General features: G+C 71.7%; 11 protein-coding genes and 1 riboswitch. Of the genes, 3 read left to right on the top strand and 8 right to left on the bottom strand.

Annotation, left to right across the window (positions count from 1 at the left end; translation table 11 throughout):
- Positions 1-37 precede the first annotated feature (37 nt).
- The 7 genes from hisG to ribD all read right to left on the bottom strand — a co-directional run bounded on the left by hisG (position 38) and on the right by ribD (position 5,534).
- Positions 38-886 (bottom strand): ATP phosphoribosyltransferase, encoded by an 849-nt coding sequence (gene hisG, locus ACZ53N_RS17835; protein WP_362209210.1) that lies wholly within the window; start codon positions 884-886, stop codon positions 38-40.
- An 86-nt stretch (positions 887-972) separates the two neighbouring features.
- The gene (locus ACZ53N_RS17830) at positions 973-1,245 is read right to left on the bottom strand and encodes a phosphoribosyl-ATP diphosphatase (protein ID WP_087929011.1); all 273 of its coding nucleotides are present in this window, start codon (positions 1,243-1,245) and stop codon (positions 973-975) included.
- A 33-nt stretch (positions 1,246-1,278) separates the two neighbouring features.
- Complete coding sequence (gene ribH, locus ACZ53N_RS17825; RefSeq protein ID WP_130876831.1) at positions 1,279-1,764, bottom strand: 6,7-dimethyl-8-ribityllumazine synthase; 486 nt, start codon at positions 1,762-1,764, stop codon at positions 1,279-1,281.
- Between the two features lie 99 nt (positions 1,765-1,863).
- Positions 1,864-3,144, bottom strand: coding sequence for a bifunctional 3,4-dihydroxy-2-butanone-4-phosphate synthase/GTP cyclohydrolase II (locus ACZ53N_RS17820; RefSeq protein ID WP_469141766.1), 1,281 nt, complete (start codon positions 3,142-3,144; stop codon positions 1,864-1,866).
- The gene (locus ACZ53N_RS17815) at positions 3,141-3,794 is read right to left on the bottom strand and encodes a nicotinamide mononucleotide transporter family protein (protein WP_469141765.1); all 654 of its coding nucleotides are present in this window, start codon (positions 3,792-3,794) and stop codon (positions 3,141-3,143) included. The genes ACZ53N_RS17820 and ACZ53N_RS17815 overlap by 4 nt, the downstream gene beginning before the upstream one ends.
- The gene (locus ACZ53N_RS17810; RefSeq protein WP_469141764.1) at positions 3,791-4,408 is read right to left on the bottom strand and encodes a riboflavin synthase; all 618 of its coding nucleotides are present in this window, start codon (positions 4,406-4,408) and stop codon (positions 3,791-3,793) included. Before ACZ53N_RS17810 ends, ACZ53N_RS17815 begins: the two co-directional genes overlap by 4 nt.
- Before the next feature lies 1 nt (position 4,409).
- Positions 4,410-5,534 carry a bifunctional diaminohydroxyphosphoribosylaminopyrimidine deaminase/5-amino-6-(5-phosphoribosylamino)uracil reductase RibD gene (gene ribD / locus ACZ53N_RS17805; RefSeq protein WP_469141860.1) on the bottom strand — a complete coding sequence of 375 codons (1,125 nt, stop codon included), beginning with the start codon at positions 5,532-5,534 and terminating at the stop codon, positions 4,410-4,412.
- Positions 5,535-5,717: 183 nt separating this feature from the next.
- Positions 5,718-5,848: riboswitch (FMN riboswitch) on the bottom strand.
- A 411-nt stretch (positions 5,849-6,259) separates the two neighbouring features.
- Here ribD and ACZ53N_RS17800 point away from each other — a divergent pair.
- Together ACZ53N_RS17800 and ACZ53N_RS17795 are read left to right on the top strand one after the other, a co-directional pair.
- Entirely contained in the window at positions 6,260-8,659 is a 2,400-nt protein-coding gene (locus tag ACZ53N_RS17800) for a chitinase C-terminal domain-containing protein (protein WP_469141763.1), read from the top strand.
- A 128-nt stretch (positions 8,660-8,787) separates the two neighbouring features.
- Positions 8,788-10,011 carry an MFS transporter gene (locus tag ACZ53N_RS17795; RefSeq protein ID WP_469141762.1) on the top strand — a complete coding sequence of 408 codons (1,224 nt, stop codon included), beginning with the start codon at positions 8,788-8,790 and terminating at the stop codon, positions 10,009-10,011.
- A 103-nt stretch (positions 10,012-10,114) separates the two neighbouring features.
- On the opposite strand, the gene ACZ53N_RS17790 is transcribed toward ACZ53N_RS17795, so the two are convergent.
- Positions 10,115-10,942 (bottom strand): hypothetical protein, encoded by an 828-nt coding sequence (locus ACZ53N_RS17790; protein ID WP_469141761.1) that lies wholly within the window; start codon positions 10,940-10,942, stop codon positions 10,115-10,117.
- 215 nt (positions 10,943-11,157) lie between these two features.
- On the opposite strand from ACZ53N_RS17790, the gene ACZ53N_RS17785 reads away from it, so the two are divergent.
- Positions 11,158-12,561 carry a uracil-xanthine permease family protein gene (locus ACZ53N_RS17785; protein WP_469141760.1) on the top strand — a complete coding sequence of 468 codons (1,404 nt, stop codon included), beginning with the start codon at positions 11,158-11,160 and terminating at the stop codon, positions 12,559-12,561.
- The last annotated feature ends 65 nt before the right edge of the window (positions 12,562-12,626 follow it).

The raw sequence follows: 12,626 nt of genomic DNA, 5'->3' as shown, positions 1-12,626 counted from the left end.
CCGGGCCGGCCCCGGTCGGCGCCGGCCCGTGCGCGGATCAGAGGCGGCAGGCGTGGATGCCCGTGGTGAGGATGGCGCGGGCCCCCAGCTCGTACAGCTCGTCCATGATGCGCTGGGCGTCGGTGGCCGGGACCATCGAGCGGACCGCGACCCAGCCCTCGTGGTGCAGCGGGGAGACGGTCGGCGACTCCAGGCCGGGGGTGAGGGCGACGGCACGCTCCACGTGCTCGACCCGGATGTCGTAGTCCATCATCACGTAGCGGCGGGCGACGAGGACGCCCTGCATGCGGCGGAGGAACTGCTGCACCTTGGGGTCGTCGGCGGGGGCGCCGGCGCGCCGGATGACGACGGCCTCGGACTCCAGGATCGGCTCGCCGATGATCTCCAGCCCGGCGTTGCGCAGTGTGGTGCCGGTCTCGACGACATCCGCGATGATCTCGGCGACGCCGAGCTGGATGGCGGTCTCGACCGCGCCGTCGAGGTGCACGACGGAGGCGGCCACGCCGTTGTCGGCGAGGTGCTTGGTGACCAGGCCGGAGAAGGAGGTGGCGACGGTCATCCCGCCGAACTCGCTGACGTCCTTGGCCGTGCCCGGGCGGGTGGCGTAGCGGAACGTCGACCCGGCGAAGCCGAGCTGCATGATCTCCTCGGCCTGCGAGCCCGAATCCAGCAGCAGGTCGCGGCCGGTGATGCCGATGTCGAGCTTGCCGGAGCCGACGTAGACGGCGATGTCGCGGGGGCGCAGGAAGAAGAACTCGACGTCGTTGGCCGCGTCCACCAGCACCAGTTCCCTGCGGTCCTTGCGCTGGCGGTAGCCGGCCTCATGGAGCATCGCCGACGCAGGCTCGGAGAGAGAACCCTTGTTGGGAACGGCGATGCGCAGCATGAGGTCGGTTTCCTTTGTGCGTGGGGACTTGCGGGGAAATACAGGGGACGCGGGCGACCGCGGGGGCTCGTCGAACGGGCGGGCGTCTACAGATGGGCGTAGACGTCGTCGAGCGAGATGCCCCGGGCGACCATCATCACCTGAACGTGGTAGAGGAGCTGGGAGATCTCCTCGGCCGTGGCGTCGGCGCCCTCGTACTCGGCGGCCATCCACACCTCGGCGGCCTCCTCGACGACCTTCTTGCCGATGGCATGGACGCCCTTGTCGACGAGTTCGGCGGTGCGGGAGGTGGCGGGGTCGCCGGAGGCGGCCTTCTGCTGGAGCTCGGTGAACAGCTCCTCGAACGTCTTCTTGGACATGGTGCTCCTACCCTACGGGGTCCGCTCCCGGTGTCAGTGCCAGGGCTCGGAGACCGAACGGAGGATCACCGCCGTGGCGACGGCCGCGGTGACCGCCTCGTGGCCCTTGTCCTCGTTCGAGCCCTCGATGCCCGCCCGGTCCAGGGCCTGCTCCTCGGTGTCGCAGGTCAGGACGCCGAAGCCGACGGGGACGCCGGTGTCGACGGAGACCTGGGCGAGGCCCTGGGTCACGCCCTGGCACACGTACTCGAAGTGCGGGGTGCCGCCGCGGATGACGACGCCGAGGGCGACGACCGCGTCGTAGCCGCGGCCGGCGAGGGCCTTGGCGACGACCGGCAGCTCCCAGCTGCCGGGGACGCGCAGCAGGGTCGGCTCGTCGATGCCGAGGTCGTGCAGGGCGCGCAGGGCGCCGTCGACGAGACCGTCCATCACCTTCTCGTGCCACTGCGCGGCGATCACGGCGACCCGCAGGTCCTGGCAGTTCTTCACACTCAGCTCGGGGGCGCCCTTGCCGCTCACGTCAGTCCTCGGTTTCCTGCTCGTTCGGTCTTGGGGGTCACGGGGGTTCTCGGGTCGTACGTCACGGGGTTTTCCGCGTAACGGGAGACGCACGGCGGATCACTGATTGCCGCAGGGGGACACCTCGTCGGTGTCCAGCCAGGGCAGGTCGTGACCCATCCGGTCCCGCTTGGTGCGCAGATAGCGCAGGTTGTGCTCGCCCGCCTGCACGGGCATCGGCTCCCGGCCGGTGACCTTCAGGCCGTGCCGGACCAGGGCCGCGGTCTTGTCGGGGTTGTTGGTCATCAGCCGCAGCGAACGCACCCCGAGGTCGGTGAGGATCCGCGCTCCGGCGGCGTAGTCCCGGGCGTCGGCCGGGAGGCCGAGTTCGAGGTTGGCGTCGAGGGTGTCACGGCCGCCCTCCTGGAGCTCGTAGGCGCGCAGCTTGGACATCAGCCCGATGCCGCGGCCCTCGTGGCCGCGGAGGTAGAGGACGACGCCGCGGCCCTCGGCGGTGATCCGCTGCAGGGAGGCCTGCAGCTGGGGGCCGCAGTCGCAGCGCAGCGAGCCGAAGACATCGCCGGTCAGGCACTCGGAGTGGACCCGCACCAACACGTCCTCGCCGTCGCCGATGTCACCGGAGACCAGGGCGATGTGCTCGACGCCGTCGACGGTGGAGCGGTAGCCGAAGGCGCGGAAGTCGCCGAAGGCGGTGGGCAGCCGGGTCTCGGCCTCGCACCGGACGGTGGGCTCGGCGGAGGTGCGGTAGGCGATCAGGTCCTCGATGGAGATGATCGACAGGCCGTGCTTGCGGGCGAAGGGGATCAGCTCGGGCAGCCGCAGCATGGCGCCGTCCTCGCCCGCGATCTCCACGATGGCGGCGGCGGGGCGCAGCCCGGCGAGGCGGGCGAGGTCGACGCCGGCCTCGGTGTGGCCGTTGCGGACGAGGACGCCGCCGGGCTTGGCACGCAGCGGGAAGACATGGCCGGGGCGGACGAAGTCGCCGGGGGCCGTGCCGGGGCCGGCCAGCAGGCGGATGGTGGTGGCGCGGTCGGCGGCGGAGATGCCGGTGCTGACGCCGTGGTCGCGGGTGGCGTCGACGGAGACCGTGAAGGCCGTGCGCATCGACTCGGTGTTGTCCCGGACCATCTGCGGCAGGTCGAGCCGGTCGATGTCGGGCTGCTCCAGCGGGACGCAGATCAGGCCGCGGCACTCGGACATCATGAAGGCGACGGTCTCGGTGGTGACCTTCTCGGCGGCGACGACGAGATCGCCCTCGTTCTCGCGGTTCTCGTCGTCGACGACGACGACGGGCCGGCCGGCCGCGATGTCGGCGATGGCGCGCTCGACGGGATCGAGGGTGAGGTCCTCGGCCGTGAACCAGCTCTCCAGGACGGTCATGCTGCCACTCCTTCCAGTGCGGGCTTGACGCTCGTACGCGAGCGCAGCCACCAATCGCGCATGCCCCACAGGACGAGGGCGAGGTAGACGACGTAGACGAGGCCGGAGAAGGCGAGGCCGCTGTCGAAGGCGAGCGGCACGCCGACCAGGTCGACGAGCAGCCACGCGAACCAGAACTCGACCAGCCCGCGAGCCTGGGCGATCATCGCGGCGAGGGTGCCGACGAAGATGTACGCGTCCGGCCAGGGGTTCCAGGACAGTTCGGGCACGGCGGTGAAGAGGCCGCCGACGGCCAGGGTGCCGACGGCGGTGCCGGCGAGGAGCAGGGCGCGCTCGCGCCAGGTGGCGAAGCGGATCGCGATGGATCCGTCCTGGGCGCGCTGCCGGCCGCGGTGCCACTGCCGCCAGCCCCATACGGCGACGCCGATGACGAGGAGCTGCTTGCCCACACCACCGCTGAGCTGCGCGGAGGCGTAGGCGGCGACGAGGATGACGCCGGAGAGGAACTGGGCGGGCCAGGTCCATATGGAGCGCCGCCAGCCGAGGGCGAGGGCGAGGAGTCCGACGGTGTTGCCGATCATGTCGGACCAGATGACGTGCTGGCCGAAGACCTCGAAGGCCTGGCCGTTCAGCCAGTCGAAGGCGCTCATGCGACCGGCTCCCCGGGGGTGCGGTCCGCGGTGCCGAGGAGACGCTCGACGTACTTGGCGAGGACGTCCACTTCGAGGTTGACCGGCTCCCCGATTCCCTTGGCGCCGAGGGTGGTCAGCTCTAGCGTGGTGGGGATGAGGCTGACGGTGAAGAAGTCGTCGCCCGCCTGAACGACGGTCAGGCTGATGCCGTCGACGGTGATGGAGCCCTTGTCGACGACGTAGCGGCTCAGCTCGGCGGGCAGGGCGATCTTCACGATCTCCCAGTGCTCGCCGGGCTGTCGCTCGACGATGGTGCCGGTGCCGTCGACGTGGCCCTGGACGAGGTGACCGCCGAGGCGGCCACCCAGCGCCATGGGGCGTTCGAGGTTGACGCGGGAGCCGGCGCCGAGGGCGCCGAGGCTGGAGCGCTTGAGGGTCTCCGCCATGACGTCGGCCGTGAACGCGCCGTCGGCGGTGTCCACGACGGTGAGGCAGACGCCGTTGACGGCGATCGAGTCGCCGTGCTTGGCGTCCTCGGTGACGAGGGGTCCGCGCAGCGTGAACCGGGACGAGTCGCCGAGGTTCTCGACGGCGACGACCTCACCCAGTTCTTCGACGATTCCGGTGAACACGTCAGTTCCCTTCGGGGGTGGTGGCGGGGACGGAGACAAGAGGAGAGACAGGAGGGGAGAGAAGGGGGGAGGCGAGCGGGGTGGCGGTGATCCGCAGATCGGGGCCGAGCCGGGCGACGTCGGTGACGTCGAGGCGCAACGCCCCTGCGATCGTGCCGATTCCGGCGTCGCCGAGGACGGCCGGTCCGGCGCCGAGGAGGGCGGGGGCGAGATAGCCGACGACCCGGTCGACGACCCCGGCCGCGAGGAACGCCCCGGCGAGGGTCGCACCGCCCTCCAGCAGGACCGAGCGCACATCGCGGGCGTACAGCTCGGCGAGCAGGGCGGGGATGTCGAGGCCGGCCCTGTCCCGCGGCAGGCGCACGGTCCGGGCGTCCGGGAGGTGGCGGGTGTCGGCGTCCTCGGCGACGGCCACGAGCGTGGGTGCCGCCGCGTCCAGGACCCGGGCCGTGGGCCGGATCGTGGCGCGGGTGTCCACGACGACGCGCAGCGGCTGGCTCGCGCCGTCGATGCCGCGCACGGCGAGGTGCGGGTCGTCGGCGCGCAGGGTGCCGGAGCCGACCACAACGGCGTCGGCCTCGGCGCGCAGCCGGTGGACGTCGGCACGGGACTCGGCGGAGGTGATCCAGCGGCTGGTGCCGTCGGCGGCGGCGCTGCGGCCGTCGAGGGTGGCGGCGTACTTCCACAGCACGAACGGGCGGTGGCGCAGGACCGCGGTGAGCCAGGCGGTGTTGCCGGCCGCGGCCTCGTCGGCGAGGAGGCCGCCCGCGGTCTCGACGCCGGCGGCCTCGAGGGTCGCGGCACCGCCGGTGGCGGTGGGGTTCGGGTCGGCGACGGCGTAGACGACGCGCCGGACGCCCGCGTCGATGAGCGCCTGTGCGCAGGGGCCGGTGCGGCCGGTGTGGTTGCAGGGTTCGAGGGTGACGACGGCGGTGGCACCGCGGACGTCATGGCCGGATTCGGCGGCGTCGCGCAGGGCCTCGACCTCGGCGTGCGGACCGCCGGCGCGGTGGTGCCAGCCCTCGCCGAGCGTGCGGCCCGCCGCGTCGAGGACGACGCAGCCGACGACGGGGTTGGGGCTGGTGGAGCCCAGGCCGCGGGCGGCGAGCGCGATGGCGCGTCGCATCGCTTCGGCTTCGGTCACGGTGCCCACCGGGGTCCTCCTGCCTCTTCGGGCACGGACTCCGGGGCTGTCGTACGGGACGACGAAGAGCGGGTACGCCGCAACGGGAGATACACCGAAGGTCAGGGTGGGGCCGTCGTCCACGAGGGGACGGACCACCTGCGACGGTGTGCCGATGCGTGCCCGCCGCGCACTGCCTCCCATCCGGACTTTAACCGTCGGTCCAGGAATTTCACCTGGTCAACCGGCCGCTGGCTGCGGACGGGTCGCGGACTGTAACCGCCGGTTCGGACTTTCACCGACCCCGGAGTGCGCTGCGTAAAAAACTTTCGACCTTATGGTACATGGCGTCTGACCTGCGGGTTTGATCATTCCGCAGCTCCGACGACTCCGAGCGTACGCCGCCGGGCGCCACGATGTCCACGGGGATTTGACACGGCGCCCCCGAGGTGGACCGCGACTGGACGGGGACTGGACCGGAGCTGGACGGCCGCTCGACCGGTCCTGGAGCACCCCATGGCGGCGACCCCAGGCAGACGGCCCGGATTCCGCTTGCTTACCCGCCGTTCGGGACTTGGTTCAGACCTATTGACGCACTGGTCTAGTCCTCTTAACCTCTGCCACACCTCCGAGGAGACGGCCCGCCGGTTCTGCGCAGACCACGGGCCACAGCACGTCGCACCCCCCACGCACCGCTCAGCCGAGCCCCCCACTGGAGGAAACCGATCGTGTTGTTCCGCAAGAGACCCCACAAGAGACCCCCCAAGTCGCCCTTCCCGGCCCGGAACCGGCTCGCCCTGGCCGCGACCGGCGCCGCCGTCACCGGCCTGCTGCTGGGAACCCTCACAGCCACCGCCTCGCACGCCGAGGACCAGGCCGCCTGCCGCCCCGACGGCCTCTACGCCACGCCGGGCGTGAACGTCCCGTACTGCTCGGTCTACGACTCCGCCGGCCGCGAGAAGATGGGCGCCGACCACCAGCGCCGCGTCATCGGCTACTTCACCGGCTGGCGCACCGGCAAGGACGGCACCCCCGCGTATCTCGCCTCCGACATCCCGTGGGACAAGGTCACCCACATCAACTACGCCTTCGCGCACGTCGACGGCGGCAACAAGATCTCCGTCGGCGCCGACGGCGCCGGCAACCCCGCCACCGGGATGACCTGGCCCGGGGTCGCGGGCGCCGAAATGGACCCGGCCCTCCCCTACCAGGGTCACTTCAATCTGCTGAGCAAATTCAAGAAGCAGCACCCGAACGTCCGGACGCTCATTTCGGTGGGCGGCTGGGCGGAGACCGGCGGCTATATCGACGAGAACGGGAAACGCGTCGACGCCGGTGGCTTCTACCGGACCGCGACGAACGCCGACGGCTCGGTCAACCAGGCCGGGATCGACACCTTCGCGGACTCCGCCGTCGCGTTCGTCAAGAAATACGGATTCAACGGCGTCGACATCGACTACGAATACCCGACATCCATGAAGGACGCCGGGAACCCCAAGGACTGGTCCCTCGCCAACGCCCGGCGGGGCGGTCTCAACAAGGGCTACGCGGCGCTGATGAAGACGCTCCGGGAAAAGCTCGACCGGGCCGGCGCCGCGGACGGAAAGCACTATCTGCTGTCCGTCGCCGCCCCGTCGTCGGCATATCTGCTGCGTGGCATGGAGACGTATCAGACGACGAAGTACCTGGATTACGTCAACGTGATGTCGTACGACCTGCACGGCGCCTGGAACGAATTCGTCGGGCCGAACGCCGCGCTGTACGACGACGGCAAGGACGCGGAACTCGCCAAGTGGGGCGTCTACTCCGCGGCACAGTACGGCGGCACCGGTTATCTGAACGGCGACTGGGCGTATCACTACTTCCGCGGGGCCCTGCCACCCGGGCGGGTCAATCTCGGTCTGCCCTATTACACCCGCGGCTGGAAGAACGTCACCGGCGGTACGAACGGCCTGTGGGGCACCGCGAAGACCACCTCCTGTCCCGCCGGGTCCGGCCTGACCAGCTGCGGGGACGGCGCGGTCGGCATCGACAACCTCTGGCACGACAAGGACGACGACGGCAAGGAGTCCCCGGCCGGTTCGAACCCGATGTGGCACGCGAAGAACCTGGAGAAGGGCGTCGTCGGGGACTACGCCGGAAAGTACGGATTCCCGGCCGGCACCAAGCTCACCGGCAGCTACACCCGCCAGTACGACACCGCCCTGACCGCCCCCTGGCTCTGGAACGCCGAGAAGAAGGTCTTCCTCTCCACCGAGGACGAGCAGTCGGTCAGGGCCAAGGCCCAGTACGTGGTCGACAAGGGGCTCGGCGGCACGATGATCTGGGAGCTCGCGGGCGACTACGACTGGAACGCGGGCAAGGGGCAGTACGAGGTGGGCGACACCCTCACCACCACGCTGTACGACGCCTTCAAGTCCGCCCCCGGCTACGGCGACCGGCGCGCCACCACCGCACTGCCGGCCGAGGCGCTCGACCTCGACGTGAGCCTCACGAACTTCCCGCTCGGCGACTCCAACTACCCGATCAACCCGAAGATCCGCATCACCAACCGCACCAAGGCCACCGTCCCCGGCGGCGCGGAGTTCCAGTTCGACTACGGCACCTCCGCGCCGGGCAACGCCAAGGACCAGTCGGGCTGGGGCCTGAAGGTCGTCCGCAGCGACCACACCGCCTCCCACAACATCGGCGGCCTCAAGGGCGACTACCACCGGGTCTCGGTGAAACTGCCCGAGCGGCAGCCGCTCGCACCCGGGGCCTCGGCGGACCTCGACTTCGTCTACTACCTGCCGGCCGCCACCCCCTCGAACTGGACCGTGAGCTTCGGCGGGAAGACCTACGCCCTCGCCGGTGATCTGGCACGCGGCACCACCGTCGTCGACCCGGGCGGCCCCACCCCCACCCCGACCGCCACACCCACACCCACACCGACCGCCACCCCTACCCCCACCGCCACCCCGACCGGCGGCGCCTGCACGGCACCGTCCTGGAACAGCGCGAGCGCCTACAACGGAGGCGCCACCGTCTCCTGGAAGGCGCACTCCTGGAAGGCCAAGTGGTGGACGCGGGGCGAAGAGCCCGGCACCACCGGCGAATGGGGGGTGTGGCAGGACCTCGGCGGCTGCTGAGGAATCCGCCGCCCCCTCACCGGCCGGCCCCGGGGCTCCTCCCGCCCGCTCCCCGGGGCCGGCCTCCGACCCCGGCGGCACGCACACGGGGTCGACCCGCGCGGGCCCGTCGGGAAGGATGCGGGGCGATGAGCACCACACAGAGCCGTCCGGACCCCCGGGTGCGCCGCGCGCGGATCGCCGTGGCCACGGTCTTCGCCGTGCACGGCGCCGTCACCGGCAACTTCGCCGCCCGCGTCCCGTGGGTCCAGGAGCACGCGGGCATCAGCGCCGGGCAGCTCGGCATCGCGCTGGCCTTCCCCGCGATCGGCGCCTCGGTCGCGATGCCGCTCGCGGGACGGATCAGCCGCCGTTTCGGCTCGCGGGCCGCGCTGCGCGGACTGCTGGTCCTGTGGTGCGCCGCCCTGGTGCCGCCCGCTTTCGCCCCCGGTCCGCTCGCCCTGTGCGGGGCGCTGGCGGTGTACGGCGCGACGGCCGGGATGGCGGACGTCGCCATGAACGCGCTGGGCGTGCAGACCGAGGACCGTCTGGGCCGCTCGATCATGTCCTCGCTGCACGGGATGTGGAGCGTGGGCGCTCTCGTGGGGTCGGCGGTGGGCGCCGTCGCCGCGCACGCCGGCATCGACGCCCGGATCCAGTTCGCCCTCGCCGCGACCGCCCTGGCCGTCATCGGCGCGGCCGCCTGCCGCCGGGTCCTCGATCTGCGCACACCCCCGGAGGAACGGCCGACGGCGAAGCCGGGCGGGGGACGGGGGCGGGCCCTGCTGCCACCGCGCTCCGCGCTGCTGATCGGCGCGGTCGGGTTCTGCGCGGTCTTCGCCGAGGGGGCGAGCCTGGACTGGTCGGCGGTCTATCTCCGGGAGGCCGTCGGCTCCGGGCCGGGCCTCGCGGCCGCGTGCACCACGGCGTTCTCGTGCACGATGGCGGCGGCCCGGTTCGCCGGTGACGCGGCGGTACGGCGGTTCGGGCCGGTGCGTACCGTGCGGGTGGGCGGGGTGGCCGCGACCACGGGCGGGGTGCTGGTGGTCACCGCGGCCGGCCCGGTGCCCGCCATCGCCGGTTTCGCTCTCCTCGGCCTCGGCATCGCCGTCGTCGTCCCGCTGGCCTTCGCCGCGGCCGGCCGCAGCGGCTCGGACCCCAGCCGGGCGATCGCCACGGTCGCGACGGTCACCTACACCTCGGGCCTGATCGCCCCGGCGGCCATCGGGCAGATCGCCGACGCCACTTCGCTGATGGTCTCGTTCGCCGTGGTGACCGCCCTGACCGCTGGGCTGGTGGCCGGAGCGGGCGTCCTGCGGGCTCCGGCCCGCGCGGCGGGCGCGCACCGCGCGGCCTCCGCCACGAAGACCTGACGCACCCCGCCCGGGTACCTGGGGCACGACTCCGCGGGCCGTACGGCGGGCCCACGAGGGGCCCGGCGTACGGCCCGCGGTGCGGACCGTCGTGTGCCGGCTGTCAGAGGCTGATGATCAGCAGGTTCTGGTCCTTGCCGTGGTGGCCGTAGCCGCCGTGGTTCTTCCCGTGGTGGCCGTAGTCACCGTTGTGGTGCCCGTTGTCGTGGCCCCACCGGTGGTCGCGGTCGCAGTCGCGGCCGTCGCGCCCGTTGTGGTCACCGTTGTGGTGCCCGTTGTGGCCCCAGTTGTGGTCGCGGTCGCGGCCGTTGTGGTCACGCCCGTTGTGGTCGCGGTCGCGCCCGTTGTGGTCGCGGTCGCGGCCGTTGTGGTCGCGGCCGTTGTCGTGGCCGTTGTGGCCCCACTTGTGGTCGCCGTTGTGGTCGCCCTTGTGGTGGCCGTTGTCGCCGTTGTGGTGACCCCAGTTGCCGTTGTGGTCGCCGTCGTGGCCGTTGTGGCCCCACTTGTGGTCGCCGTTGTGGTGGCTCCACTTGCCGTGGTGGCCGCCCCAGCCGTCGTGGCCGTCGTGGTCGCCGTCGTGGCCGTGGCCCCAGCCGCCGCCCCAGCCGCCCCAGCCACCCAGCCAGGCCCAGAGGCCGCTGTTGTTGTGGCCGCCGTAGTGGCCGCCGAAGTAGCCGCCGTAGTGGCCGCCACCGTTGTGGCCGCCGTAGTGGCCGTCGTTGTGGTGGCCGTTGTCATGGCCGTTGTGGTGACCGCCGCCGCAGCGACGGTGGCAGTCACCGTCCCGGTCGTGGCCGTTACGGTCGTCGTCGTCGTGACCCCACGCCGCGGCGGGGGCCTGCGGTGCGGCCTGAGCCACCCCGGACATCGGCACGATAGTGGCCGCGGCGACGATCGCGGCGGCCGCGGTGCGGCCGACGAGCTTGCGCATGTATGTCTCCCGGTCTTGCAGGAATCGGACACTGGGACGCATACCTCGCACACCCCGGCCACTAGCGGATGTATCGGGTCATACAGTCGTACGGGGGGCGAATTGGGCCGGTCGTCGCAACGCGCTGCGCCAACCGGGCGCCCACGACGGCGGGGAGCACCGGGTACCCCCGCTTAGCATGGTCCGGATCCATTTCAAGAACACAGGGAGCAACCATGGGCCTCGGCGTGCGCTGGACTCTGCACGGCGACGGGCGCACCCCCGCCCCCGGAGCCGTCGTCAGGCCCGACGAACGGCTCTCGTGGCCCCGCACCGCGGGCCTCGGCGCGCAGCACGTGGTCGCCATGTTCGGCGCATCGTTCGTCGCACCCGTTTTGATGGGTCTCGACCCGAATCTCGCCATCATGATGTCGGGCGTCGCCACGATCATCTTCCTGCTGGCGACCCGCGGCCGGGTGCCCAGCTATCTGGGCTGCAGCCTCTCCTTCGTCGGCGTCGCGGCCATCATCCGGGCGCAGGGCGGCGGCAGCGCGGCCGTCACCGGCGCGATCCTGGTGGTCGGCGCGGTGCTGTTCCTGAGCGGTCTCGCGGTGAAGAAGTTCGGCGCGCGGATCATCCACGCGGCGATGCCGCCGGTGGTGACCGGTGCCGTGGTGATGCTGATCGGGTTCAACCTCGCGCCGGTCACGGCGAGCACGTACTGGCCGCAGGACCAGTGGACGGCGCTGCTCACCATGCTCTTCACCGGTCTGGCCGTGGTGTGCCTGCGGGGCTTCTGGTCACGCGTCGCGATCTTCCTCGGGCTGCTCTTCGGGTATGCCCTCTCCTGGGTCCTCGACCGGGTCTTCGGGAAGATCCACTCGGTGCACGGCGGCCCGGAGGCCGTCGACCACTGGCGGCTCGATCTGTCGGGCGTCTCCACGGCGGACTGGGTCGGCCTGCCGTCGCTGCACGCCCCGAGCTTCGGCTGGTCCGCGATCCTGGTGGCGCTGCCCGTCGTCATCGCCCTGATCGCGGAGAACGCCGGGCACGTCAAGGCGGTCGGCGAGATGACCGGTGATCCGCTGGACGACCAGCTGGGCACCGCGATCGCCGCGGACGGCGCGGCGACGATGCTCTCCACGGCGGTCGGCGGCCCGGCCAATACCACCTACTCCGAGAACATCGGCGTCATGGCGGCCACCCGCGTCTACTCCACCGCCGCCTACTGGGCCGCCGCCGGTTTCGCGCTGCTGTTCGGCCTGTGCCCGAAGTTCGGCGCGGTCGTCGCGGCCGTGCCGGGCGGTGTACTGGGCGGCATCACCGTCATTCTGTACGGCATGATCGGCCTGCTCGGCGCGCAGATCTGGGTGCACAACAAGGTGGACCTGCGCAATCCGCTGAACCTGGTGCCGGTCGCGGCGGGCGTCATCATCGGCGTCGGCGGGGTGAGCCTGAAGATCAGCGACAACTTCGAGCTGAGCGGCATCGCGCTCGGCACGATCGTCGTCATCACCGGCTACCACGTGCTGCGCGCCCTGGCACCGGCCCACCTCAAGCAGCAGGAGCCGCTGCTGGATTCCGGCACGAGCGGCTACGACAGCACCGCCGGTGAGGGGCCGACGGGCCGCGCGGGCTGACGCCGCCCCCGGCCGCCCGGCGGGCGCCGTTCATCCGTTCCGGTGCACCACCGCACGCGTCCCCC

The organism is Streptomyces sp. NPDC033229, from assembly GCF_055576875.1.
Note: the sequence above shows the minus strand (reverse complement) of the source record. Positions and strands in the feature narration are given on the sequence as shown.